The organism is Hymenobacter sp. BT730 (assembly GCF_030542105.1).
GTDB lineage: Bacteria > Bacteroidota > Bacteroidia > Cytophagales > Hymenobacteraceae > Hymenobacter.
Genome location: NZ_JAUOFB010000003.1, coordinates 315,827 through 340,120 on the forward strand (window position 1 = coordinate 315,827; position 24,294 = coordinate 340,120).

Below are 24,294 nucleotides of genomic sequence, written 5' to 3' on the forward strand. Positions count from 1 at the left end.
AATAATACAGCTGTTGATCTTCTTTAAGCTGGTATATGCGCGCGTGGCTACTGCTGCTTCTTTCAATTGGATTTAATGTAGCGGCCCTGGGCAATCCACCGGCAGTAGCAGGGGGCACCGTGCGCAAGCATCTGGTGTATTTCCGGGATAAAACCGGCACGCCTTTCTCCACCACGCGGCCAGATGCTTTTCTCTCGGCCCGTGCCCTGCAGCGGCGTAGCCGGCAGCAAATACCTGTATCCTCCCGGGACCTGCCCGTAGCTCCGGCTTACGTAGCCCAGGTGCGGGCCGTGCCGGGCGTGCAACTCTGGTATACCTCCCGGTGGTTTAATGCTGCTGTTATCAGTTGCGACTCCGCCACGCTGGCCCAGGTGCAAGCCTTACCCATTATCCGTAGCGCAGAAACGCTCAACCGCAAGCCCCAGGCCGGTAGCAGGCCGGCTCTCCGGCCCGCTCTGCCACAAAAGCAGTCTACGCAAAGCCGCCGCGCCGACTATGGGTTGGCCTTTGCTCAGGCAGCACAGCTGGATGCCGTAACCATGCACGATGCCGGCTTTAAAGGGGAAGGTATGCAGATTGCGGTATTTGATGCCGGCTTTCCCAGTGTAGATCAGCTAGAGGCCTTTAAGCCTCTTTTCAGTGAAAAGCGAGTAGCCAGCACCTTCAATTTTGTTGATAAAACCAAAACGGTTTTTGAGCGTGACGCTCACGGCACCAGTGTCCTCTCGGCGCTGGCAGCCAATACTCCGGGTTTTTTTGTAGGCACTGCGCCCCAGGCTACTTATCATCTCTGCATTACTGAAGATGCCAGCTCTGAGCATCCGGTAGAAGAAATGAACTGGCTGATAGCGGCCGAGTATGCTGATTCGGCCGGGGTAGATATTATCAGCTCTTCCTTAGGCTACACCACCTTTGATGAGCCTTCCATAGACCATACCTACCCCGATTTGAACGGACGCACTACTATCGGAACCCGCGCCGCCACAATGGCCGCGCGCGTAGGTATGGTGGTTCTCAATAGTGCCGGCAACGATGGGGATAAGCCCTGGCGCTACATTGACGTGCCCGCTGATGCTGATTCGGTCATTGCCGTCGGAGCTGTCGATTCGCTGGGTGTTCGGGCAGGTTTCAGCTCCGTAGGGCCTACTGCCGATGGGCGGATCAAGCCCGATTTAATGGCTATGGGTTACCTGGCAGCTGTTATTCGCCCTAGTGGGGTTGCCGTGCGGGGCAATGGTACTTCTTATGCCTGCCCGGTGCTGGCAGGCATGGTAGCTGGGCTGTGGCAGTCCAGCCCGGGCTTAAGCGCCCAGCAGGTTATTGAGACCCTGAAGCGCTCCGGTTCGCAGGCTGCCAATCCGGACAACGAGCGGGGGTACGGCATTCCTAACTTTGTACGGGCGTATGAGCTGGCTAACCCGGGTAAACCGTTGAGCTTACCTGGTAAGGCCACCGGGCTGTTGGTGTATCCGAATCCGACGGCCAGCAATGAGCTTTTTCTGACTATTCCGGAAGAGTTGCTGCTGAAAAATCTGCGCGTGCGGGTATATGATTCCCGCGGGGCGCTGGTTCTGGACCGGACTATGTTTAATAATAGCCCGAAAATGCAGGTGCGAACCGGGGTACTGGCCCGTGGTACGTATACCTGCACAGTCAGTTCAAACGGTGTGCGGCGCACCGCCCGCTTTGTCCGGCTGTAGCGTCAAGTTTTTTTATAAGGAAGCGACCGAGGCTACTGTTCAGAATTCCAGGCAACTCCTACCTTCGTGGCATGAATACTTCGCACCGCCCGGCCCCACTGCTGGCTCCCTCTTTCCTGGCTGCTGATTTTGCTAATCTGCAGGCTGAAACCGAACGCCTGGCGAACAGTGCTGCCGACTGGCTGCACTGTGACGTGATGGATGGGCGGTTTGTACCGAATATTTCCTTTGGCATTCCGGTGTTGCAGGCAATTCATCGGCATGCCCAGCAGCCCCTGGATGTGCACCTCATGATAGAGGAACCCCAGCACTACCTGGCTGCCTTTCGGGATGCCGGCGCGGCTAACCTTACTGTGCATTATGAGGCCTGCCCGCACCTGCACCGCGTTATTCAACAAATTAAAAGCCTAGGATGCCGGGCCGGTGTGGCCCTGAATCCCCACACGCCGGTATGGGTACTGGAAGACATTGCCGCCGACCTGGACCTGGTGTGCGTGATGTCGGTAAACCCTGGGTTTGGTGGACAGAGCTTTATCCCCAATACCCTGCGCAAAGTAGCGGCCCTGAAAGAGCTGCTGGTAGATTGCGGCAGCCGTGCCCTTATTGAAATTGATGGCGGAGTTACGCTTGACAATGCGGCGGCGCTGGTGCAGGCTGGCGCCGATGTGCTGGTAGCTGGCAGCTTCGTATTCCACTCAACGGACCCCGTAGCAACTCTGGCCGAAATGCGCGACTCATTGGCAGTAGCTCTGACTTCCGACCTCGACTAATGCGGGGCGGCCAGGTTCCGGGAAGTCAAATAATGTTCAGGTGGCCGGCATTAGTGCTGGTGCTACTACTCCTGGGTGGAAGCTTACCCGCCGCTATGGCTCAGCAGAACGAGGCCATACAGCTTTCCGGTACTGTGCGTGATGCCGCGGGTATCCCCCTGGAGTTGGTGGTAGTAGGCGTAGAAGGCCTGCCAGGCGCAAGCACCACGGATGCGGAAGGACATTTTCTCCTGAAAATCTCTACTCCATCGGGAAGCCGAAAACTGATGTTGATTGCCCGGCGACTGGGCTATCAGACTTTGCGCCAGCCTGTGAACCTCTCTGCTCCTCGCGAACTAACCCTGGTTCTAAAAGCAGATTCCCGCTCCCTGCGTAACGTCACTGTGCGCGGCCGCACCGAAACCGCCGACCCGCGGGAGCAGGTCAGCATTACGCCCTTAGATCCACGGGCGGCTAAAGAGCTGCCTTCCGCCTTTGGCGACTTCAATAAGATATTGACCACGCTGCCCGGGGTGGTTGCCAATAATGAGCTGACCAGCACCTATTCAGTGCGCGGCGGTAACTACGAGGAGAACCTGGTATATGTGAACGGCTTTGAGGTATACCGGCCCTTTTTGGTTACTTCGGCCCAGCAGGAAGGCCTCAGCTTCGTGAACCCCGACCTGGTCGATAAGGTAGATTTCTCCAGTGGAGGCTGGCAGCCAAAATATGGCGACAAACTTTCCTCGGTGCTGAATGTAGCTTATAAGGTGCCACAGCACTTTGCTGCCTCTGCCTCGGCCAGCTTAACCGGTGCTACCGCCCATGTAGAGGCGGTTTCGCCTAACAAACGTATTAGTTACCTGGCTGGAGTGCGCTACAAGAATCCTACCTATGTATTCAATTCGCTGCGCAGCGCCCAGGGAAATTATAATCCCACGTTCTATGATGCGCAGCTGTACGTAACGGCCGCACTGGGCCGCGATACTACCGACCTGGACCGCACTACAGTGGGGCTGCTCACCACGGTGGCCCACAACGATTTTGTATTTGCTCCGGAGAGTGGAGAGTCTACCTTCAGCACCGGTACGGCGCAATTCCAGCGACTGTATATTGCGTACGGTGGCCACGAGCGGATGCAGTATGATACGTACCAGACGGGCCTGAACCTGCGCCACCGCTTCACCCGGGAGTTGCAGGCCGAAGTTCTGGCGGGGGTATTGCTTTCCCGGGAGCTGGAGTACCGCGACGTGGAAGCAGGCTATTCGCTGGCGGATATTGAGAATGACCCCAACTCGCCGGATTTCCGCAAGCCGGTGCGCCAGCGCAACCTGGGTTCCCGCTTTGATCATTCCCGGAATACGCTGCAGGCTCGCATAGGTACGCTGGAAACCCGCGCCAGCTGGACGCCCGGCACCCGCCATACGGTACTGGCCGGCATAAAAGCGGGCCGCGAAAAAATCAACGATGTTCTAAACGAATACAGCTTTGTAGACTCGGCAGACTTTGTGCCCGATTACCGGCGTACCCGCCTGCAGGCCGACCTGGGTCTGAGCAGCTTCCGGTATCAGGGTTATGCGCAGCATACCATTACGCTGGATTCGTTGCGCACGCTTACCTACGGCATGCGGGCCAGCTACTGGACGGTGAACGACCAGTTCACGATTAGTCCCCGGGTGCAATATTCCATGATTACGCGCCGCAACCCCAATCTTTCCTTTAAACTGGGTACGGGCGTGTACTACCAGCCCCCGTTTTACCGCGAGCTGCGGGACCAGCAAAGCGCCCGCGACGCCAGCGGCGTGCAGGTGTACACCGGCGTGCTGAACCCCGAGCTACGCGCGCAACGCTCCCTACATTTTATTGCCGGCTCCGACCTGAAGTTTGAGCAATGGGGGCGCCCTTTTCGTTTCTCCGGCGAAGTGTACTATAAGTACCTGACGGATGTAGTGCCCTACGATGTAGATAATGTTCGGCTGCGCTACTTTGCCCGTAACAATGCCACGGCCTATGCTGCTGGTATTGATGCCCGGGTAAGCGGGGAGTTTGTGAAAGGAGCAGAGTCGTGGTTCAGCTTGGGAATTCTAACCACCAAGGAAAACCTCAATGGGGATTCTATTACACGCTATGATGCAGATGGGCAGGAAATTGGGCGGGATGCCAAAGGCTACATCCGCCGCCCCAGCGACCAGCGGGTGAACCTGGGTATTTTCTTCCAGGACCATCTGCCCAATAACCCCTCCGTGAAAGGCTACGTGAACCTGGTCTTTGGCTCCGGCCTGCCGTTTAGCCCACCGGCGCTGCCGGAATTACGTGGTACCAGTAAACTCACTCGCGCTTACCAACGGGTAGATTTAGGCTTCTCGAAAGCTATTACTATGCACGCGGAAGGGGCCCGTCGCGTGGGCCAGCTGGAAAGCCTGTGGATAGGCCTGGAAGCGCTGAATATTATTGATGCCAATAATGTGGGCGGCTACAACTACGTACAGGACCTTAATGGGCGCACTTATTCGGTGCCCAATTACCTTTCCCGCCGCGTGATAAATGTGCGGGTGATAGCCCGGTTTTAAAGAGTTAGGCCTGTTTCTGAAGTGACATTAGGAGTCCTCTTCGTGCACATCTTTGAAAAAGAGCATCGGTAGTAACTGTTGCTCTTTTTCATTGTCGAAGCCGCAGGTGGCCTCGAAACGGTCGGGGTTGCGGTAAGTGCCAAAGAGCCAATCCCACACTACCAGGTCGCCGTAGTTATGGCTGTGTTGTTGGTACTGATGATGGACACGGTGCATTTCCGGTCGTTGAAAAACATATCCTACCCAACGAGGGGACCGAACGTTGGTATGATAAAAGAACTCGCCCAAGGCGGTACATAATGTGTAAATGGCGCCGGCGGCCGGGCTAAGCCCCAAGAGGGTATATACCAGCAAACCGCCAATCAATGAGTTGACAGCCATTTCCAGCGGGTGTTTGTAGAAGGAAGTTATTACCTCTATCCGCTGGGGGCTGTGATGAATCTGGTGGAAGTGCAGCCACAGAAAATCCTGGGTATGGCGCCAGCGGTGCCACCAGTAAAAGATGAATGTGGCTACCACGTAAGCCAGCATACCACTGGCCAGGGGCTCTAAATGCTGGGAAAGATGAAAGACAGAGTAAGCCGAAAACCACTTTTCCCACGTCAGGCCCGCTACAATGACAATAAGTAGCTGAGCCAGGTTAACCAAAAGCACTCGCAAGGGCCAGGTGGGTACCCATGGCAGCTGCCAACCTGGTACTAAACGCTCCAGTACAAAGCAGAAAACAAAGACAGAGAAAATAATGGTGAGCATGGGCGGCGGACTCCAGCTCAGCGTAATGAAAGGGCCGTTGTCAAAAAATGACAGTAAGGAGGCGGGCATGGACATAGCAAAAGGACTTAAGGATAAAATCATGATCCAAAAGTCAGGTATGCGCTGGCCAATGCGCTTGACAAATGTCAAGAAAGAAGCTTAGTTACTGCGGCGGGCACGTAATCGGCTTAAAGTTTCCGGTGACATGCCCAGGTGGGAAGCCAGCATTTTAAGTGGAACCCGCTGAAAAATACCAGGGAAATGAGTCAGTAGCTGCTCATACCGCTCGGCTGCGGAGTACATACGCAGATGTAAAGCCCGCTGCTCACTCAGGACATAATACTTCTCCGTGAGGGCGCGGCCGATAAAGTTGAATTCCGGAAACTCCCGATAGAGCTGTTGGAGCTGCTCATAAGTCAGGGACCAGAATGTACAGTCCGTCAGCGCCTGCAAATACTCATGCGAAGGTTGCCGGGAAAAAAAGCTATGGATTGAGATAACAAAGTCGCCTTCCTGCATAAACCAGGCAGTAACCTCTTTTCCTTCTTTCAAATAAAAGCCCCGCACCAGGCCCTGTTCCAGAAAATACAGGCGGTTGGCCGTTTGCCCGGGCTGCAGCAGATAGCTCCGCGCCGCCACTGTTTCCGGTTTTACCAGTTGCTGAAGTGCCCGTCGTAAGGGTTCCGAGAGGGGCTGTATGGCTTCACAAAGGGTTAAGAAGGCTTCCACGCTGGGCAATATACCGCGCCAGGTTTAGAAAAAGGAAAGCCGCTCTTCAGGGAGCGGCTTTCCTTTTTCTAATAAATAGGGAAGGTTAGTAGGCCTTGGCTTGCCATTCCGTTAAGGCAATGCGCATAGTAGGCTGCTGCGACATGAAGGCATTGTCGTCTTTTTCGCCCAGCTTGAGGGCTTTCCGGGCGTATACAATGGCAGTGCTGTAATCCTCTTTGGAGGCCAGCAAGCGGGCTTTCAGCCAGTTGTTCAGGTATGTGTCGTTTAGGCGAATCGACTCATTAATATAACGCAGAGCCAATTCCGCCTGAATGTTATTCTGAATCAGATACTCTGCTGCCTGCGCCAGCAGCTGCCAGTTGCCGGGCTGCTTGGCCAGAGTTTGCTCTATGCCCGCCAGCGCTTGGGCGTGTACATCAGTGGTAATGTAGAGTGAGCCGGTTAACTTTTCCCAGCTCAGATTGAGACGGGCAGTTCCATTTTTGGCATCGGAAAACCAATAAAGCAGCGTTTCACGGAATGGCGAGGCTTCCGGTACGATAGGAATGCGTACCAGGTCGTCCTTTTCCTCATAGCCCTCTGCCCCCCAGTGGGTAATTACGCGGTTAAGCACAAACTGCCAGTCTTGGTCAGAAACCGGTAAAACATAGATGGAGTAGCTGCCAGCAGGCACAGCCTGGCCGTTGATGCGCACGGCCGCCGAAAATTTGATAATGGTATTCTCATTGGCCCCGGCCCGCCAAATCTGGCTATAGGGCACTAACTGGCCCCAAATGGTACGGCCTTTCACCCCAGGGGCATGATAGTCTACGGAAATATCCGTGAGGCCAATGGTTTGCTGCACCAGGGCATGTGGGCTGGCCTGGGGCAGGGGCAGCTGAACGGCTGGCTCACTGGCCTGCTGCTGGGCTTCTGCGGCAGGAACAACCATGCCCAGACTCACAACCAGACTTATTCCACCAGCCAGAACGGTATGAAAACAGCTACGCATACTTAATTATGAAACACTTGTTAAACGTAACGGGTGACACCGAAACAATAGTGCCACTTTTAGAGTTTGGCCCATAAACCACTTCAAAGGTCAGATTTCTACGGATTTTTTTGAAGAAAAAGATTATTTCTGACGCTTCTACCGTAGTATTGCACCACCATTTCCCCCTCCATGCCTTTCGCCGCGCCTATTATAAGCTCCATCAGCCCCCGTGCTGCCGCCTTTGCGGCCGCTGGCTCGCTGCGCGCGGCGCATCATCATCTGCATGGGCATCATTCCTCTTTCTAGAGGAATGCACGAATCATATTGACCCGTTGGGCGAACCGCATCAGGTTCCCCGGCCCCCGCAAACTGGTGGCCCCGGCAGTCTTTTGCCGTTTTCCAACGAAAGGGTCCCGCTGCCCGTTTCCCCTATAGACTTTCACGAATGAATGGACAGTAACTAGCTGTAGCTGGTTCTGGCTTTCCGTCCCTCGCTTTTAAATTCAACCTTATGCTCCGTCTGGCTATCCAGAAATCGGGCCGCCTCAGCGAAGACTCCCTGAACTTGATTCGGGAGTGCGGCATCAGCTTCCTTACTTCCTCTTACAAGCTTAAAACCGAAGCCACCAACTTCCCCCTGGAAATCCTGTATCTGCGTGACGACGACATTCCCGGCTATGTGCAGGATGGAGTGGCCGATTTGGGCATTGTGGGGCAAAATGTGCTAGTGGAAGCCGGTTTCCCACAGCTGCAGATTGAAGGGCTGGGTTTCAGCAAATGCCGCCTGAGTCTGGCAGTGCCCCGTGCCGCCGCCTATAATTCTGTACAGGACTTGGAGGGAATGAACATTGCTACCTCATATCCACAGATATTAGGAGGCTATCTGGCGGATCGTGGTGTGAAGGCCCACCTGCACACCATTAGCGGCTCCGTAGAAATTGCGCCCAGCATTGGTCTGGCCGAAGCCATTTGCGACATTGTTAGCAGTGGCTCTACGCTACTAGGGAACGGACTGCGCGAGGTGGAAACGGTGTTTCGCTCTGAGGCAGTACTAATTGCCAACCAAAGCCTGAGCGCGGAGAAAAAAGAATTGCTGGAGCAGCTGCAATTTCGGATGCAGGCAGTTCGTCGTGCCCGCCGCAATAAATACATTCTGCTGAATGCACCCGTGGCTTCACTGGAAGCCGTGAAGCAGTTGCTGCCCGGCATAAAGTCACCCACGGTTACGCCTTTGGCCGAGGAAGGCTGGGTATCGGTGCAGTCGGTGGTAAACGAGGATGACTTCTGGCACATAACCGGTCAGCTAAAAGCGGTGGGGGCCGAGGGTATTCTGGTGCTGCCTATTGAAAAGATGATCAGCTAAGCATTCAGGCCTTAGCTAAATTTTTACTTATCAGCCGAGTTTGAACCCATGCAGATTTTTCAATACCCCAGCCAGTCAGACTGGGCCAACCTGCAGCAGCGTGCTGCCCAGCAGCAAGCGCAGGACGTGGAGCAGCGGGTGCAGCAAATTTTTGAAGATGTGCGTCAGCGCGGCGACGCCGCTTTGCTCGAGTATGCCCGGCAGTTTGATGGTGCTGACCTTAGCGCTGGCTTACGGGTAAGTAACGAAGAGCTGGCAGCCGCCGCCGCCGCGGTACCGGCCGAGCTGCAAACTGCCATTCGCCTGGCGCACGCTAATATTCTGCGTTTTCATCTGGCCCAGGTGCCGCAGGAAGAAAGGGTAGAAACCATGCCGGGCGTTACTTGCTGGCGGCGGGCCGTGCCCGTGCAGCGGGTAGGGCTCTACATTCCGGGTGGCACAGCTCCACTGTTCAGCACATTGCTCATGCTGGGCGTGCCCGCGCGCCTGGCCGCCTGCCCCGAAATTGTGCTGTGCACGCCGCCTCAACAGGATGGCTCTGTAAACCCCATTATCCTGTTCACGGCTCAGCTGCTGGGTATCTCCATTATCGTGAAGGCCGGTGGCGCCCAGGCCGTGGCTGCTCTGACCGGCGGAACCGAATCGGTGCCGGCCGTTGACAAAGTCTTTGGGCCCGGCAACCGTTATGTAACAGCTGCCAAACAGCTGGCCACCCGCTATGGTGTGGCTATTGATATGCCCGCGGGCCCATCGGAAGTACTCATTATTGCCGATGATTCTAGCATCCCTGCTTTTGTAGCGGCAGATCTGCTAAGCCAGGCAGAACACGGCCCCGATTCTCAGGTAATTTTGCTTTCTGACTCCATGGCTGTGCTGGAGCAAACCAAAGCAGAAGTTGAGCGTCAGCTGCTCGCACTACCCCGGGCCGCAATTGCCGCCCAGGCCTTGGCCGAAAGTCGCGCCATTCTGCTGCGCACACCGGAGGAAATGCTGTATTTCTCGAATCAGTATGCCCCTGAGCACCTGATATTGGCTGTACGAAACCCCGAGCAAATGGCCGAAGGTGTTACCAGTGCTGGTTCTGTCTTTCTGGGGCACCTCACGCCCGAAGCTGCCGGCGACTATGCTTCCGGAACCAATCATACCCTGCCCACCAACGGCTATGCCCGCAACTACAGCGGAGTTTCCCTGGATTCCTTTTTCAAGAAAATCACCTTTCAGCGGCTCACCCCCGAAGGGTTATTAAATGTGGGGCCTGTGGTAGAAACAATGGCCGAAGCGGAGGGGCTGCGCGCCCACGCCCGGGCCGTTACGCTGCGGCTGGAAGCACTGGCCAGCGGAGATTCAAAAACTAATGCGTCATGAGCGCCTCATCTTCCTCATTTAACATGTTCAACTTAGAAAGTCTCGTGCGGCCTAACATTCGGGCCATGAAACCTTACTCTTCGGCACGTGATGAATTTCAGGGGGAGGCCCATGTCATGCTCGATGCCAACGAGAACAGCCTGGGTAGTGCCGGTCCTGAACGGTTTAACCGCTACCCCGATCCACTACAGCGTGCTGTCAAGGCCGGGCTGGCTCCCCTGAAAGGCGTAAGCCCTGAGCAGATTTTCCTCGGCAATGGCTCCGATGAAGCCATTGACTTGCTGGTGCGCCTTACCTGCACACCCGGCCAGGATAGTATTCTGATTCTGCCGCCCACGTATGGTATGTATGAAGTGGCGGCAAACCTGAACGATGTAGGAATTGAGCGGCTTCCCCTGAGCGCCGACTTTCAACTTTCCGCCGAAACGGTAGCGGGCATATTAGCCTCAGAGGCTAAGCTGGTGTTTCTGTGCTCGCCCAACAATCCCACCGGCAATCTGCTGCATTCGGAAGGCATCGAACAAATACTGCGCGGGTTCCGGGGGCTGGTAGTAGTTGACGAAGCCTACGTGGATTTCGCCGAAGCGCCCAGCTGGACCACGCGCCTGCATGAGTTTCCGAACCTGGTGGTGCTACAGACTTTTTCGAAAGCCTGGGGTTTGGCCGGCCTGCGCCTGGGAATGGCTTTTGCCTCCCCAGAGCTAATCAAATACCTGAATAAAATTAAGCCTCCTTATAATGTATCGGAGGCTACGCAGCAGCACGCCCTGCAGGCCTTGCGCGATGCGCCTCATTTTGAGCAGATGCGCCGGGAGTTACTCCTGGGCCGCGACTGGTTGCAGGAGCGGCTGCCGGCTCTGAAAATAGTAGAGGAGGTATTTCCTTCCGATGCCAACTTTCTGCTCGTGCGTTTTCGCCCCGATGCCACGGCTGTATATGACTTTCTGCTTGGCCGGGGTATTGTGGTTCGAAACCGGACCTCCCAACCTGGTTGTACTGGTACGCTTCGCCTTACGGTTGGCACGCCCCAGGAAAACCAGTTATTACTGTCCGCACTGCAGGAGTATGTATAATCCACTTCGTTTCTAAAGTTCAAAACCTGTGTCGTGCAGCACTGCACCAAGCATATCAATTGCGTGGGGTTTGCCAAAACAAGAGATGTCTGCATTCAATGGAAATGAAGTCACAAACTGTATCATGAAAAAAGTACTCTTTATTGACCGCGACGGGACTATCCTGATTGAACCGCCAACGGATTTTCAGGTGGATTCCCTGAGTCGGGAAAAATTTCAATTTGTACCTGGTGCCATTACCGGGCTGGCTCGTATTGCCCGTGAGCTGGACTATGAGCTGGTGCTGGTAAGCAACCAGGACGGTCTGGGTACCGAGAGCTTTCCGGAGCATACCTTTTGGCCTGCCCACCAAATGATGCTGGACATTCTGCGCTCAGAAGGGGTGGAGTTTTCACGGGAGCATATTGACCGTAGCTTCCCACACGAGAACCTGGCTACGCGCAAGCCCGGCATTGGAATGCTGAAAGAATACCTGAGCGACGCTAGCCAATATGACCTGGCGCATTCATTCGTAATCGGCGACCGGCTGACGGATGTGGAGCTGGCCCAGAACCTCGGGTGTCAATCCATCTTAATGCGGCCACAAGAGGAGAGTGACGAGCGGGCTGCCTTAACCACCACTAGCTGGGAAAAGATATACCAGTTTCTGCGGCTTCCTTCCCGCACCGCTATAGTGCAGCGCGACACGAACGAAACCAAAATCCATATTGAGCTCAACCTGGATGGTAGTGGCCGCCCGAAGATGCACACCGGACTAGGCTTCTTCGACCACATGCTCGACCAGCTTAGTAAACACTCTGGAGTCGATATGAAAATCACCGTGCAGGGCGACCTGCATATTGATGAGCACCACACCATCGAAGACACGGCCATTGCTTTGGGCGAAGCCTTCACCCAGGCACTAGGCGATAAGCGCGGCCTGGCCCGCTATGGTTTTCTTTTACCCATGGATGATGTACTGGCACAAGCTGCCATCGATTTTTCGGGTCGACCATGGATAGTATGGGACGCAGAGTTTAAACGCGAAAAAATAGGGGACATGCCGACGGAAATGTTTTACCATTTTTTCAAGAGCTTTTCCGATACCGCGCGCTGTAACCTAAACATTAAAGCCGAAGGTCAGAACGAACATCATAAAATAGAAGCCATTTTTAAAGCAGTGGCTAAGTCTATAAAGATGGCTCTGGTGCGTGACGCAGGACGTATGGAGATTCCAAGTACGAAAGGGGTTTTATAGATTTTAACAAATGAGTAAATGCGCGCTTCTTATTGCATCTGGCTTAACAGAAGGTATATACATTTTCAATGCATATACGGTATGCTAAAGGGATGTTGGGCATTAATTGTGTTTGTTCAAATGTATAAAGAAGGTAAATTGCTCTTTTAACTGCGGTTTCTCATATGGATATAGCTGTAATTGATTACAAAGGCGGCAATGTGCAGTCTGTCTTGTTTGCACTGGAACGGTTAGGTGTGCAGGCAATGCTGACGGCAGACCACGATGTAATTCGGCGGGCGGACAAGGTATTGTTTCCCGGGGAAGGCGAAGCAGCCTCTGCTATGCGAGAGTTGCGCGCCCAGGGACTAGATGAGTTGCTGCCCACGCTTACTCAACCTTTTCTAGGGATTTGTCTGGGCATGCAGTTACTGGGTCGTCATACGCAGGAAGGCGGCGGAACTGATATGCTGGGTATTTTGCCGTTCGATGTAGTACGCTTTGAAGGCTCTCCGGAACACAAGGTCCCGCATATGGGATGGAATACTTTACAAGCTCTCCGCACGCCACTGTTTGAGGGCTTGCAGCAGGAGGACTATGTATACTTTGTGCATAGCTATTATGCACCGGTTGGTCATTACACCATTGCCCAAACAGAATATCCTGCTCCTTTCAGTGCGGCCGTACAACACCGAAACTTCTATGCCGTGCAGTTCCACACGGAAAAAAGTGGCCCCGTCGGCACACGTATTCTCGAAAACTTTCTGAAACTGTAAACAAACCTCGGTCTGCAGTACGCTCAGACCGAGGTTTGTTTGCCTCAATAATCTTATGGAAATCATTCCAGCAATTGACCTCATCAACGGCCAGTGTGTACGCCTGACGGAGGGTGACTTCGCTCAGCAAACAACCTATGATGCCGACCCCCTGGCCGTGGCGCAGCGCTTTGAGCAGCATGGCATAAAGCGCCTGCACCTGGTTGACCTGGATGGAGCCCGCGCCAAGCAGCCCGTAAACCTAGTCGTGCTGGAACGCATTGCCCGCCATACCAACCTGATTATTGATTTTGGGGGCGGACTACAGAGCGAGGAAGCCGTACGTCAGGCATTCGACGCCGGCGCCCGGCAGATTACGGCAGGCAGTATTGCTGTGCGGGAACCTGCTACCGTGAGCGGCTGGCTGCGCACATTCGGGCCTGAGCGTATCCTGATTGGAGCTGATTTTCGTGACAACCATATTTCCATCAATGCCTGGGCCGAACAGAGTGACCGAACGCTACGGGAGTTTTTGGAGAGCTATGGCACCGTTGGAGCAACTACGTTCATCTGTACCGATGTTAGTAAGGATGGCAAGCTGCAGGGGCCTTCCCTGGCCACCTACCAGGAGTTGCGGAAGGAGGTGCCGTCTGCCCACCTGATAGCCAGCGGCGGTGTTACTACCATTGCGGATGTGGAGGCGTTGGCAGCGGTAGGCATGCACGGCGCCATCATTGGCAAAGCTATTTATGAAGGCACTATCACCTTGCAGGAACTGCAGCCCTGGCTATAAGGCTATGGAGCTGACTTTGTGTTTCGAGAATTGAAACATGCATTGCTCAGGAACAAGATAATTAGCTGGTTCTCGCTTCAAATCATCCCAAATGCTGACCAAACGAATAATACCCTGTCTTGATATAAAGGACGGCCGCACCGTAAAAGGTGTTCGGTTCGAGGGCCTGCGCGACGCTGGCGACCCGGTAGCCCTGGCTGCCCGATATGCCCGCGAAGGCGCCGACGAGCTGGTTTTCCTGGATATTACAGCCACCAATCAGAAGCGCGCTACGTTGGTAGCCTTGGTGCGTGATGTAGCCTGTGAGCTGGATATTCCATTTACTGTTGGGGGCGGAATTGGGACCGTAGCAGATGTGGAAGTGCTCTTACTGAACGGGGCCGATAAAGTCAGTATAAACTCGGCGGCCCTGGCTCGTCCGGAGCTAATAAACGAGCTGGCAACCCGTTTTGGGAGCCAGTGCATCGTAGTGGCCGCTGATGCGCGACATCATGAGACGGATGGATGGCAAATCTACACCCGGGCTGGGACCAACAACACTGGCCGCAATGCCGTGGATTGGTGCCGGGAAGCCGCCGACCGGGGCGCCGGGGAAATCCTGCTGACCTCCATGAGCAACGATGGCACCAAGGATGGTTTTGCCCTGGATATAACCGGCGCTGTCAGCCGGTCCGTATCCATTCCTGTGGTGGCTTCCGGCGGGGCAGGCACTAAGCAGGACTTCACGAATGTGTTTCGACAGGCCCACGCCGATGCCGGGCTTGCCGCCAGTATCTTCCATTTTGGGGAAATCGGTATTCGGGAGTTGAAGGAGCATTTACGTCAGGACGGAATTCCCGTGCGACTGTAAGAATCGTTCGTAGTGCTTGGGACAACCATGCATGACACATAGCCAGAACGCTCAAATCAATGGATTTTCAGAAAATGCCCGACGGGCTAATACCCGTCATAGTACAAGATGCACAAACGGGGCAGGTACTCATGCTGGGCTATCAGAATGAAGAAGCGCAGCGTGTAACCGAGGAAACCGGACGCGTAACCTTCTTTTCCCGCTCTAAGCAGCGCCTCTGGACCAAGGGAGAAACCTCGGGCAACTACCTCACCGTGGTAAGTCAGCACCCGGATTGTGACCAGGATGCCCTTTTAATTCGCGCAATTCCCGATGGGCCTACGTGCCACCGCGGCACCACCAGTTGCTTTGAGCAGCTGGATCAGACGGCTTACCCTGCGCCGGCAGTAAGCTTTATTGCCGAACTGGAAAGGCTGGTACAGCGCCGCAAGCAATTTCCTGACGAAGATGCCAAATCCTACACAGCCTCGCTGTTTCGGAAGGGAATGCCCAAAATTGCCCAAAAAGTGGGAGAGGAGGCTGTGGAGACGGTTATTGATGCCGTAGCCGGCAATACCGAAGGCCTGAAAGGAGAAGCGGCCGACCTGCTGTTTCACCTGCTGGTGCTGCTTACGGCTGCCGGTTTGGGGCTGGAGGATATAGTTGCGGTTTTGCGTCAGCGTCATGCTACCATCTCTGGCGGGGTACGGCGGGAGGAATAAGAAGTAATGTTCCTGGTTTGTTAAGCGGGGAAGGCCGCCAAAACCTCCTTACCTTGCCCGCCGTTTCATCATTCTACTATGCCTGACCACGCTTCTACTTACCTTTCCCTACAAACTCTGACCGTTCTGGTTCCCGTGTACAACGAAGAAGAGAGCCTGCGGCAGTTTGTAGTGGAGATGAATAAGTTTCTGGAAAAAACGCCGGTAGCCACAACCGTTTTATTTGTAAATGATGGTTCTACAGATGATTCGCTGCCGATTCTGCGCGACATCTGCCGCCAGGACTCCCGCTACGAGTTCATCTCCCTGAGCGAAAACCGGGGCCTGAGCACAGCCATCAAAGCCGGCGTAGACCATTGCCGCACCACGCTTATCGGCTACATCGACTCCGACATTCAGACCTCGCCAATGGACTTTCTGAAGTTCTTCGAGTTCTTCCCGGAGTATGATATGGTGAATGGCATCCGGGCCAAGCGGCAGGATACCGTGGTGAAGAAGCTTTCCTCTAAGGTGGCCAACACAGTTCGCCGCACGCTTATCAACGACGGGATTCAGGATACGGGCTGCCCGCTCAAGATCATGAAGGTGGAGTATGCCCGCCGGTTGCCCTTGTTTCATGGTATGCACCGCTTCCTGGGGGCATTGGTACAGCTGCAGGGCGGGCGCGTAAAGCAGATACCCGTGCAGCACTTTCCGCGCTTCGCCGGCACAGCCAAATACAACCTTTGGAACCGGGCCTGGAAGCCTCTGGTAGATACGTTTGGTTTCCGCTGGATACGTTCCCGGTGGAAAAACTATGAAATTGGCGAGCATCACCGTGCTGAAACGACGGGACGCTAAACGGCCAAACTATGACTACACAAACGGTAGCACTGGGCATTGGACTGGTTTCGCAGCTTTTGTTTTCCAGCCGCATTGTGCTGCAATGGATCCAGAGCGAGCGGGCCAAGCGCGTGCTGGTGCCCACCTTGTTCTGGCAGATCAGCCTGATATCATCGTTTCTGATGATAGTCTATGGTATTCTGCGCCACGACCCCATTATCCTGGCTGCCCAGCTTATCAGCTACGGTATTTATATCCGTAACCTACAGCTGCTGGGTGAATGGCGTAAGCTCAATCCGTGGTTTCGGGCAGGCGCCTATGTGTTTCCGGTGGCCATGTTAGCTTGGTTTGTGGCCGGCAACCAGCACTTTAGTCTGCGCACCATGCTCGATAACCGCATACCGGGCGGGGTGCTGCTATTGGGGGCCTTTGGTCAGGCTATTTTCCTGCTGCGTTTCGTGTATCAATGGCTATACTCGGAGCGCAAAGGGGAATCTACGCTGCCTTTGAGCTTCTGGGTAATTAGCCTGCTGGGTTCTGTCCTTATTCTAGTGTATGCCTTACTCCGGAAGGACGCCGTCCTCATTATCGGAAATATGTTTGGCACAGTAGTCTATGCTCGTAACATTGTCCTGCTGCGCCGGGAGCTAGCCCGCCACCAGCAACAACCTAAAGCTTCTGTGGTGTAGCTACAACCTATCTAATTGTTTAGTCGAAACCTTAAAAGAAAGCCCTGGCAGAACCTAACTGCCAAGGCTTTCTTTTTATTCATGTCCGATTTATTCTTCCTGCTGATCCAGCCACTGCACAAATGCCCGCAGGCCCTCCTGCAGGGACGTTTGGGGCGAATAGCCCAACAATTGATTCGCTTTTGAAATATCGGCGTAAGTCACATCCACGTCGCCGGCCTGCATAGGCTGAAACTCCAGCTGCGGCTCCGTGCCTACGGCTTCGCCAACTGCTTTTATAAGCTCCAGCAGCGCTACCGGGCGGTGGTTGCCTAGGTTAATGGTTTCATACACGTCGGAATGGCCTAGTAAGTAATCTATTCCCCGTACGATGCCGTCTACCGTGTCCAGGACGTAAGTGTAGTCCCGGGCCGTGCTGCCGTCTCCGAACACGGAAATAGCTTCCCCGGCCCGCAGGCGGCGGACAAACTTATGGATAGCCAGGTCGGGGCGCTGGCGTGGGCCATACACCGTAAAAAATCGGGCATTCAGTACATCCAGCCCGTAGAGGTGGTGGTAGGTGTACGTAAGCTGCTCGCCGGAGAGCTTAGAAGCAGCATACGGCGAAATACAGGTAGCCTGCAGGTTCATATCTTCCCGGAAAGGCAGTTCCCGGGTATTGCCGTATACCGAAGAGGAGGAGGCGAAGAATAGCTTCTGAATCTCGCGCAGGCGCATCCATTCCAGCAAATGGGTGGTCCCGATAACGTTATTCTGCAGGTATGCGGCAGGTTCCCTCACCGAAGGGCTCACGCCAGCTTTGGCGGCCAGGTGCACCACTATTTCTATGGGGTCGGCAGGAAGTGCGTCTACCAGAGCATCCAGACCATCCCGCAGGTCGGCTTCATGAAAGCTGAACCGTTCATGATGCAGGAAGTTGGCCATATTGGCCTGTTTGATAGCCCGGGGGTAAAACGGGTCGAAGTTATCCAGGCCCACCACGCGGTGGCCTTGCTGCAGTAGCCTGTCACAAAGATGAGAGCCAATAAAGCCGGCACAACCCGTAACCAGAATAGACGCCATATACACAGTAAATAGGAGAGAGCCGCTGGTCCAGGACCGGGCAGGCGGGCAAAGGTAAGCTGATTTTGATACCCTGAGTGGCCATTATGCGTAGGCTACCATTCTATGAGAAAATCCTTCCGTATGGCACTGCTTTTTAGCAGCTGGCTGTCGTCCATAGTAACTGTAGCCACGGGGCAGTCAGGGGCCAAATCTCCCTTGGAAGCAATGCCTGTTCAACAGGTTCAGGTGTTGGGCCATGCGGGCTCAGGTTTTTTCACGTTTCTACATCCCTTTAATGCCTGGCCCCCCAGCAGCCTGCGGGGAATTGAGCGCGCCCTGGAGCGTGGGGCCGATGGGGTAGAAATTGATATTCAGCTTAGCCAGGACAGTGTACCCATTTTGTATCATAATACGGAGCTTTCCACCCTTACCAATGCCCGGGAAGGCTGCATTAGCGCCGTAGCAGCAGACAAAATTACTACCCTGCGCTACCGGGGTGGCTGGCCATATGACTGGCTACAGCAAGAGCGCCCGCAACGCCTCGATACACTGCTGGCCCATCTGTCTCGGCGCGGCAGCTTTCCTTACCTGCATCTGGATCTGCACGAAACCGATGCCTGCACCAGCTACGGCAATGGCAGCCGCTCCCGTGCCTTAGTAAGGGCGCTGGCGGCAGTACTTCATCAATATCAGGTACCAGGAGAAAAGATATTAATACTCACGAACCAACCCGAAACTCTTCAATATCTACACCAGCAACTTCCAGCAGTATCTCTGGGGCTGGAGGTTACCCATGATTTTGAAGCCGGCCTGCTACAGGCTAAGGAATTGAATGTCCATGCGGTGGTAATGTCCAAGTATGTGGCCACTCCGGAGCGTTGTGCCCAAGTGCATCAGGCAGGCTTGAAAGCCGTTATCTTCGGAGGCCGCTCACCCCGGGCTATCCGGCGGTTGTTAAGCTGCCACCCCGATGCCGTGGAGGTAGATAACCTGCGGCAGTTGCTGCGTTTGCGTCGTAAGGGTACTTAAGCTCACCGCCGATTATGCTGGTAATTATTAAAGGTCCTTAACTTATTATACTGCAGCAGCATTTATGCGAATTCCGTTTTTTGAGTCGGGACCGGGTCGATTAGTTGCCGTGTTGCTGGTCTGTTTCTTTTGCTTTTTCCTGCACTTGGGTGTGCAGGAGGTAGGGCTTATGGAAAGCCGCAACTTCGTGGCCGCCCGGGAAATGGCAGGTGGTGGATCCTGGCTTCTGCCTTCCATGAATGGCGAGCTGCGCCTGGCTAAGCCTCCTTTGCCTACCTGGGCAGTAGCTGGCATGATGCGTGTCATTGGCTTTCCTCAGCAAGAACAGCTTTTCTGGCTGCGACTTCCCGCGGCTGTTATGTCTACACTGCTGGTGCTTTTTTTCTGGGGTTTGCTGTGGGAACTCACCCGGGGCCGCCCCGGCGAAGCAGAAGAACCTGGCCGCACGGCCTGGCTGGGGGCGCTGGTACTGGCAAGCAGCCTGCTGATGGTTACCGTGGGTCGAGATGCACAATGGGACATCTTCTCGCATGGCTTTATGGTGGGCTCCTTATGGCTGATGGTGCGAGCAGGCAGCAAGGCTGATAAAGGGGGGCTTTGGGCACTTTCCGGGCTCCTGTTAGGCTTATCAATGCTCAGCAAAGGTCCGGTGGCTCTGTATGGCATTTGGTTGCCGTTTTTGATTTGCTATTATCAACCGCGCCTGTGGGGCGAATCCGGGCGGTTACGGCAGGAGTGGAGAGGCCTTTTGCTGTCGGTGCTGGTAGCCTTGACGGTGGGTGCCTCCTGGCCTTGGTATATATGGCAGCATGTTGCCGCTGCTGCCCTAACAGTTGCACAAACAGAAGTTTCCTCCTGGCAGGGGCGCCACGTGCAGCCTTTCTGGTATTACTTTAATTTTCCGGTGTTTACCGGTGTGTGGGCCATGGTGGCTCTGGTCTCACTGGCTGTGCCGTATGCGCGCCGCCGGGCTACGGCGTATGTTCCATATCTATTGGGCTTGGTCTGGCTGCTAGTTTCAGTAATACTGTTGAGCGTAGTTCCTGAGAAAAAAGAGCGCTATATGCTGCCTCTTATGTTCCCTTTGGTCATGCTCCTTACCGGGCTGCTTCGGGCCTGGGAAATTGCTGCCCGCCAGCAAAAGCTCACTCAAACGGATAATCGGGTCCTCTGGGCATGGGGTATCCTCCTAACGCTGGCCGGAGTGGCCCTGCCAGCTGCTATGGCAGTGGGTGGGCTGCCAGGCTTCGGAATGGGGAGTGCGCGGTTCTGGGCCGCGTTGTTGTTGGGTGGGCTGTTGGCATTCGGAATTCTCCGCCAAACCGGGCACGGGAAAGCTCCCCGGCCGCTTCGGTTGATACTGGCTTCCATAGTCCTAATGGCAGCTGGATTAGCCATTCTGATGCCGGCATATCCGCTGTGGGAAAACCGCAAAGCAGAGGCCGGCCTGCGCCGTATGACCGATGTCCGCCGGGAAGCCCGCTGGCAACACTATGCCTGGCGCAGCCTGAGCGAAATTCAGATCAAGCAGGTATGGGCTGCCGGGAAATCTATTCCACTTTTGACCCATCAGAATTCTCCGGAAATGCCTTTTCTCTTGTTTTCCCCAGCTCCGGTCACCAAAGATGCGCTCGGAGAGAAAGGAAGAAATTTTCAGTTTCAGCTCGTCGATAGCTTTTTTCTAGGCCGTAACCGTAAGTCAGAGCAGTGGTTTGTTACACTGGTCAAATAGTATGAAATGAAATTATATGCGTTTCATTATTAATGAGATAATAAAAAAAACGTCTGGGTATCGGAATCCAGACGGTTTTTTATGGCTTATTGGTTAGCGGCTTACCTGCCGTCGTATTTTCTCCAGCAGGCTGTTCACAATCAGTAAGTCATCAACATCCTGAATGCTTAATTCAGTATGAATACCAGGCCCGGATATCAGAATTCGAAACCCCGAATCTATAGTTGGGGTTGTTGCTGGCGGCGGGGCCACTTTTTCATTTGTATATAATGCTGGCACCTGGTCAGGTGGTGCAGTCGCTAAAGTCGGAACATCCCGTACAGCTTGTCTGATATCTTCAGATGGGTGTGTCAGGATTGTGGTATTAGGGATACTCCGTTCTAAAGAAGGCTGAGGCATCGGAATGTCCAGATCTTCGGTGTCTAATCCAAACAGTTGAGATATAGCATCGCCACCCGATACTGATGGAGGTACAAACAGAGGCTGTTCTTTATTGCCAGCGGATGTACCGGCCCCGGTTGAGGTATAAGATAAGCTAGCATTGGATATACTAGTCGGCGAGGACGAGGGAGCATCGGCCTTAAATAGATTGATAGGCATTTCCCCGGCAGCTAACTCACGACGCGGGCCTTGTTGGGCTGCCAGTTGATCAATGTCGGCTATGATGTTACGCTCATCCAGGATATCGACCATACGGGCGCCATCCAGAAATGCTTTAGCAACACTCTGAGCATTGATTTCCTCCACATTGAACTCGCGAATAAGCATGACATCAAGCATATGCACGGGTAATTCGCGGTTCCTGAACTTGCGACATATCTGAGTAAATAGCGGTGGATGCAGAAAGGCTTCCCGATGATATATCTTTTCCTCTCGCTTGTCATAGGCATGCTTGATTCTACGGAAGAGGTTAGTCGTCGTCAAGAACTCACGCTTACTGGTAAGCAGGCCAAACTTAACGGCTGAACCAATAATAGCCTTAAAGGAGCCACTAACCTTACGGTCAAGCTTTCGAGCAGCCATTTCTATGGCGCACTTACCACCAGTGTCATCAACAATCTCAGCTACTTCCCAAGCACTATCATAAGAAGTGCGAGGGTAATCAATTGTCTTTGGCATAAAGAAGAAAGTAGAAGGGTAATATTAACACAAGGATAGCAAATAAAGACAGTATATGAAAGTAGTATAAAGTATAAAAAAGTATAGAAAAGTATAACCATTTTGTACTTTTTTATACTTTTATACACTAATTGATGCTTATTAACTACAAACATCACATAAAATGTATATAAATACTAAACTAACGTAGGGGCACGAACGGCAAGGGCGGGGCAGGAGGGTAGGGTTCTAGAAGAGGTATAAACGCTTAGGATTGTCCTGACAACAACCTAGCTATGGTTGGAGAAGGAAATCGGGAATCATTCAGCCAGTCTCATATTTCGCTATCTATTTGAGCTGTCCTTTAATCGTCCGATGATTAACTTCCTATTTTTAGAGTGTTGTAATTACTTAACATAACTACAAATAATATAGAGGTGGCTCGCAAGGGGAGAGCCACTTCATTCAGTACTGCCAATCAACGTTCCGTCATCTACAAGAATGATTTGCTTCTTCAGCATCCAATTACATTATGATTTTAAATGTGACAGGCTCAAGAGCAATTTCTTCCGCGTTAGGGTGATTGAATCAAGTAGGAAATAAAGCCAGTCCCGAGAGAAACAGCAGGTAAAAATTCCTTAAGGAGCAAATGAGTTGAATGCAGCAAATGCATTGGCCTGGCCTAAACGCCTAGCTTACCAAGCTTTTCTTTATAGGCTATTTATTCGCACAATAAATCTTTCCACAAACCCACATTACTAGCTGTGCTACGAACCATTGGGAAGGGAATCAAAATCTTTATTTAAATAAGCTATGCTGTTTTCAAGTACTTAATAGGGAAGCTTAATGAAAGGCATAAATGGCTGCTGGTTTATATGGCCATAGGATCAAGTGGCAACAGCTAATCTTATCTTCTAACGTTCTACACCGAACACCAAACGATTCCAGCTATATCCACTGTAATTGCTCTCCGTTACTTTTTATACTCTGGCAAACTCCATACACCAGCTCAAAAACCGCCTAAATCAAAACAAATCTTTTTGTCTTATAATTTATATTATGTTAAGTAGCATCTCTTAAAAGCAGCCCGAGTATGACCCGGGCTGCTTTTCTTACCTCCCCTTACTTCTTAAGGGCTTCCAATTTCGTATTCATCCGTTCCGCATCAGCATTACGGTTGAGACGTACATACACTTTCTGTAAAGAAGAAATGACAGCCCGGTCATTAGGCTGCAACTGCAATGCCTTTTCAAAGTATGGCAACGACTGCTCGAAATACTTCTTGCCATCAGCTTCCATCTTTTTGCCAGACTTCTGATACGTGGCTAAGCTCATGCGGCTAGCTTTAGTATACAAGTCAGCTGCCTTATTATAGTTGTACACGCCAAGGTTAAATTGCGCGTCGAAGTTATTCGGATCAATTTCTACAGCTTTCCTATAAGCAACTACCGCCTGTTCAGGCTGCTTATTCTGATCCAGAATGGAGCCTTTTACAGCATACAGGTTGGCATTAGTTGGATCGGCCGCAATGGCTTTGTCAATCTTATCCATGGCCTGTGCGCCCTGGCCCGAGCTGAGCAGCATATTCAACTCTTCCAACATAAAGCCCTTATTGTTGGGGTATGCTTTCAAAGCTTGCTGAACTACATCCATAGCTGCTTTCTCATCTTTTTCCTGACGAGCAATTTGCAGCAAACGGGTGTACATCTGGGGCGACTTATAATTGATGCCCATCAGCTTGTTGTAGCTCTCCTTGGCTGAAGCAAAATCCTGCTTGGCCTCAGCGGCATAGGCTGCATACAAATACGCCGTGGTATCCTGCGGACGAATCTGCTGGGCCATTTTGTACGAGTTAATAGCATCGTCGTACTTCTGAGCGTTGTAGCTTTCTACCCCAGCGTTGAGGGCGGCACCAAACAGGTTATCCATTTTGGCTGTGGCCAGCTTGCCATACTCACCATCTTTACCATCCAACTGAATGGCTTTCTGGTATGATTCGAAAGCAATTTTAGCACCTTCTCCTGGTGCCAGCGTCTTCCCGTAAATGGGGCTCACAGCCATAGCGTCGTATACTTCGCCACGAGTGTACCAGGTCTTCGCTTTATCAGAAGTCTTGGGGTTCTGAACTGCTTTGTCGATTTCCGTACGGGCTTTATCCAGCGTGCCTTGGCGCTGGTACAGCACCGCATTGGTAACCGCTGAGTTCTGAGCCATAGCCGCTTGCATCGATAGTGCAGCCAGGCAGGTTAAAATAATCTTCTTCATAGGGTTGTCGAAGAATAACGAG

Annotated in this window: 21 protein-coding genes; 15 read left to right on the forward strand and 6 right to left on the reverse strand. The window is 53.2% G+C overall.

Translation table 11 applies throughout. From position 1 onward, the window contains the following. Positions 1-35: 35 nt before the first annotated feature. The 3 genes from Q4G72_RS11245 to Q4G72_RS11255 all read left to right on the forward strand — a co-directional run bounded on the left by Q4G72_RS11245 (position 36) and on the right by Q4G72_RS11255 (position 5,019). Positions 36-1,700, forward strand: coding sequence for a S8 family serine peptidase (locus tag Q4G72_RS11245; RefSeq protein ID WP_303311520.1), 1,665 nt, complete (start codon positions 36-38; stop codon positions 1,698-1,700). Positions 1,701-1,771: 71 nt separating this feature from the next. Then, entirely contained in the window at positions 1,772-2,470 is a 699-nt protein-coding gene (gene rpe / locus Q4G72_RS11250; RefSeq protein ID WP_303311521.1) for a ribulose-phosphate 3-epimerase, read from the forward strand. A gap of 95 nt (positions 2,471-2,565) precedes the next feature. Then, on the forward strand, positions 2,566-5,019 hold the full coding sequence (locus Q4G72_RS11255; protein ID WP_303311522.1) for a TonB-dependent receptor: 2,454 nt from the start codon (positions 2,566-2,568) through the stop codon (positions 5,017-5,019). 27 nt (positions 5,020-5,046) lie between these two features. Here the strand turns inward: Q4G72_RS11255 and Q4G72_RS11260 are convergent, their stop codons facing one another. The 3 genes from Q4G72_RS11260 to Q4G72_RS11270 all read right to left on the reverse strand — a co-directional run bounded on the left by Q4G72_RS11260 (position 5,047) and on the right by Q4G72_RS11270 (position 7,495). Further along, complete coding sequence (locus tag Q4G72_RS11260; RefSeq protein ID WP_303311523.1) at positions 5,047-5,847, reverse strand: sterol desaturase family protein; 801 nt, start codon at positions 5,845-5,847, stop codon at positions 5,047-5,049. Between the two features lie 84 nt (positions 5,848-5,931). After that, the gene (locus Q4G72_RS11265; protein ID WP_303311524.1) at positions 5,932-6,501 is read right to left on the reverse strand and encodes a Crp/Fnr family transcriptional regulator; all 570 of its coding nucleotides are present in this window, start codon (positions 6,499-6,501) and stop codon (positions 5,932-5,934) included. Between the two features lie 85 nt (positions 6,502-6,586). After that, a complete protein-coding gene (locus Q4G72_RS11270) occupies positions 6,587-7,495 on the reverse strand; it encodes a DUF2911 domain-containing protein (RefSeq protein ID WP_303311525.1) in 909 nt (302 codons plus the stop codon). 493 nt (positions 7,496-7,988) lie between these two features. Between Q4G72_RS11270 and hisG the strand changes: the two genes are divergently transcribed. The 10 genes from hisG to Q4G72_RS11320 all read left to right on the forward strand — a co-directional run bounded on the left by hisG (position 7,989) and on the right by Q4G72_RS11320 (position 17,104). Further along, the gene (hisG, locus tag Q4G72_RS11275; RefSeq protein ID WP_303311526.1) at positions 7,989-8,840 is read left to right on the forward strand and encodes an ATP phosphoribosyltransferase; all 852 of its coding nucleotides are present in this window, start codon (positions 7,989-7,991) and stop codon (positions 8,838-8,840) included. Between the two features lie 48 nt (positions 8,841-8,888). After that, positions 8,889-10,205 carry a histidinol dehydrogenase gene (gene hisD / locus Q4G72_RS11280; RefSeq protein ID WP_303311527.1) on the forward strand — a complete coding sequence of 439 codons (1,317 nt, stop codon included), beginning with the start codon at positions 8,889-8,891 and terminating at the stop codon, positions 10,203-10,205. A 23-nt stretch (positions 10,206-10,228) separates the two neighbouring features. After that, positions 10,229-11,278: a histidinol-phosphate transaminase gene (hisC, locus tag Q4G72_RS11285; RefSeq protein WP_303311528.1), complete on the forward strand. Its 1,050-nt coding sequence runs from the start codon at positions 10,229-10,231 to the stop codon at positions 11,276-11,278. A gap of 124 nt (positions 11,279-11,402) precedes the next feature. Beyond that, complete coding sequence (gene hisB, locus Q4G72_RS11290) at positions 11,403-12,515, forward strand: bifunctional histidinol-phosphatase/imidazoleglycerol-phosphate dehydratase HisB (RefSeq protein WP_303311529.1); 1,113 nt, start codon at positions 11,403-11,405, stop codon at positions 12,513-12,515. A 164-nt stretch (positions 12,516-12,679) separates the two neighbouring features. After that, complete coding sequence (gene hisH, locus Q4G72_RS11295) at positions 12,680-13,270, forward strand: imidazole glycerol phosphate synthase subunit HisH (RefSeq protein WP_303311530.1); 591 nt, start codon at positions 12,680-12,682, stop codon at positions 13,268-13,270. A 55-nt stretch (positions 13,271-13,325) separates the two neighbouring features. After that, complete coding sequence (gene hisA / locus Q4G72_RS11300; protein WP_303311531.1) at positions 13,326-14,042, forward strand: 1-(5-phosphoribosyl)-5-[(5-phosphoribosylamino)methylideneamino]imidazole-4-carboxamide isomerase; 717 nt, start codon at positions 13,326-13,328, stop codon at positions 14,040-14,042. Positions 14,043-14,133: 91 nt separating this feature from the next. Beyond that, positions 14,134-14,892: an imidazole glycerol phosphate synthase subunit HisF gene (gene hisF / locus Q4G72_RS11305; RefSeq protein ID WP_303311532.1), complete on the forward strand. Its 759-nt coding sequence runs from the start codon at positions 14,134-14,136 to the stop codon at positions 14,890-14,892. Positions 14,893-14,930: 38 nt separating this feature from the next. Then, complete coding sequence (gene hisIE, locus Q4G72_RS11310; protein WP_303311780.1) at positions 14,931-15,593, forward strand: bifunctional phosphoribosyl-AMP cyclohydrolase/phosphoribosyl-ATP diphosphatase HisIE; 663 nt, start codon at positions 14,931-14,933, stop codon at positions 15,591-15,593. 78 nt (positions 15,594-15,671) lie between these two features. Further along, entirely contained in the window at positions 15,672-16,433 is a 762-nt protein-coding gene (locus Q4G72_RS11315) for a glycosyltransferase (protein WP_303311533.1), read from the forward strand. A gap of 11 nt (positions 16,434-16,444) precedes the next feature. Beyond that, on the forward strand, positions 16,445-17,104 hold the full coding sequence (locus Q4G72_RS11320; RefSeq protein ID WP_303311534.1) for a lipid-A-disaccharide synthase N-terminal domain-containing protein: 660 nt from the start codon (positions 16,445-16,447) through the stop codon (positions 17,102-17,104). A gap of 90 nt (positions 17,105-17,194) precedes the next feature. Here Q4G72_RS11320 and Q4G72_RS11325 read toward each other — a convergent pair whose 3' ends face one another. Then, complete coding sequence (locus Q4G72_RS11325) at positions 17,195-18,166, reverse strand: GDP-mannose 4,6-dehydratase (RefSeq protein ID WP_303311535.1); 972 nt, start codon at positions 18,164-18,166, stop codon at positions 17,195-17,197. A 207-nt stretch (positions 18,167-18,373) separates the two neighbouring features. On the opposite strand from Q4G72_RS11325, the gene Q4G72_RS11330 reads away from it, so the two are divergent. Together Q4G72_RS11330 and Q4G72_RS11335 are read left to right on the forward strand one after the other, a co-directional pair. Then, the gene (locus tag Q4G72_RS11330) at positions 18,374-19,177 is read left to right on the forward strand and encodes a glycerophosphodiester phosphodiesterase (protein ID WP_303311536.1); all 804 of its coding nucleotides are present in this window, start codon (positions 18,374-18,376) and stop codon (positions 19,175-19,177) included. A 64-nt stretch (positions 19,178-19,241) separates the two neighbouring features. Then, positions 19,242-20,909 carry an ArnT family glycosyltransferase gene (locus Q4G72_RS11335; protein ID WP_303311537.1) on the forward strand — a complete coding sequence of 556 codons (1,668 nt, stop codon included), beginning with the start codon at positions 19,242-19,244 and terminating at the stop codon, positions 20,907-20,909. Positions 20,910-21,002: 93 nt separating this feature from the next. On the opposite strand, the gene Q4G72_RS11340 is transcribed toward Q4G72_RS11335, so the two are convergent. Together Q4G72_RS11340 and Q4G72_RS11345 are read right to left on the reverse strand one after the other, a co-directional pair. Next, a complete protein-coding gene (locus tag Q4G72_RS11340; RefSeq protein WP_303311538.1) occupies positions 21,003-22,028 on the reverse strand; it encodes a hypothetical protein in 1,026 nt (341 codons plus the stop codon). 1,101 nt (positions 22,029-23,129) lie between these two features. Next, complete coding sequence (locus Q4G72_RS11345; protein WP_303311539.1) at positions 23,130-24,272, reverse strand: tetratricopeptide repeat protein; 1,143 nt, start codon at positions 24,270-24,272, stop codon at positions 23,130-23,132. Positions 24,273-24,294 lie beyond the last annotated feature (22 nt).

Coding starts and splice junctions, on each gene's coding strand:
- Q4G72_RS11245 (WP_303311520.1), top strand. CDS start 36: ATGCGCGCGTGGCTACTGCTGCTTCTTTCAATTGGATTTAATGTAGCG.
- rpe (WP_303311521.1), top strand. CDS start 1,772: ATGAATACTTCGCACCGCCCGGCCCCACTGCTGGCTCCCTCTTTCCTG.
- Q4G72_RS11255 (WP_303311522.1), top strand. CDS start 2,566: ATGGCTCAGCAGAACGAGGCCATACAGCTTTCCGGTACTGTGCGTGAT.
- Q4G72_RS11260 (WP_303311523.1), bottom strand. CDS start 5,847: ATGTCCATGCCCGCCTCCTTACTGTCATTTTTTGACAACGGCCCTTTC.
- Q4G72_RS11270 (WP_303311525.1), bottom strand. CDS start 7,495: ATGCGTAGCTGTTTTCATACCGTTCTGGCTGGTGGAATAAGTCTGGTT.
- hisG (WP_303311526.1), top strand. CDS start 7,989: ATGCTCCGTCTGGCTATCCAGAAATCGGGCCGCCTCAGCGAAGACTCC.
- hisD (WP_303311527.1), top strand. CDS start 8,889: ATGCAGATTTTTCAATACCCCAGCCAGTCAGACTGGGCCAACCTGCAG.
- hisC (WP_303311528.1), top strand. CDS start 10,229: ATGTTCAACTTAGAAAGTCTCGTGCGGCCTAACATTCGGGCCATGAAA.
- hisB (WP_303311529.1), top strand. CDS start 11,403: ATGAAAAAAGTACTCTTTATTGACCGCGACGGGACTATCCTGATTGAA.
- hisH (WP_303311530.1), top strand. CDS start 12,680: ATGGATATAGCTGTAATTGATTACAAAGGCGGCAATGTGCAGTCTGTC.
- hisA (WP_303311531.1), top strand. CDS start 13,326: ATGGAAATCATTCCAGCAATTGACCTCATCAACGGCCAGTGTGTACGC.
- hisF (WP_303311532.1), top strand. CDS start 14,134: ATGCTGACCAAACGAATAATACCCTGTCTTGATATAAAGGACGGCCGC.
- Q4G72_RS11315 (WP_303311533.1), top strand. CDS start 15,672: ATGCCTGACCACGCTTCTACTTACCTTTCCCTACAAACTCTGACCGTT.
- Q4G72_RS11320 (WP_303311534.1), top strand. CDS start 16,445: ATGACTACACAAACGGTAGCACTGGGCATTGGACTGGTTTCGCAGCTT.
- Q4G72_RS11325 (WP_303311535.1), bottom strand. CDS start 18,166: ATGGCGTCTATTCTGGTTACGGGTTGTGCCGGCTTTATTGGCTCTCAT.
- Q4G72_RS11330 (WP_303311536.1), top strand. CDS start 18,374: ATGCCTGTTCAACAGGTTCAGGTGTTGGGCCATGCGGGCTCAGGTTTT.
- Q4G72_RS11335 (WP_303311537.1), top strand. CDS start 19,242: ATGCGAATTCCGTTTTTTGAGTCGGGACCGGGTCGATTAGTTGCCGTG.
- Q4G72_RS11340 (WP_303311538.1), bottom strand. CDS start 22,028: ATGCCAAAGACAATTGATTACCCTCGCACTTCTTATGATAGTGCTTGG.
- Q4G72_RS11345 (WP_303311539.1), bottom strand. CDS start 24,272: ATGAAGAAGATTATTTTAACCTGCCTGGCTGCACTATCGATGCAAGCG.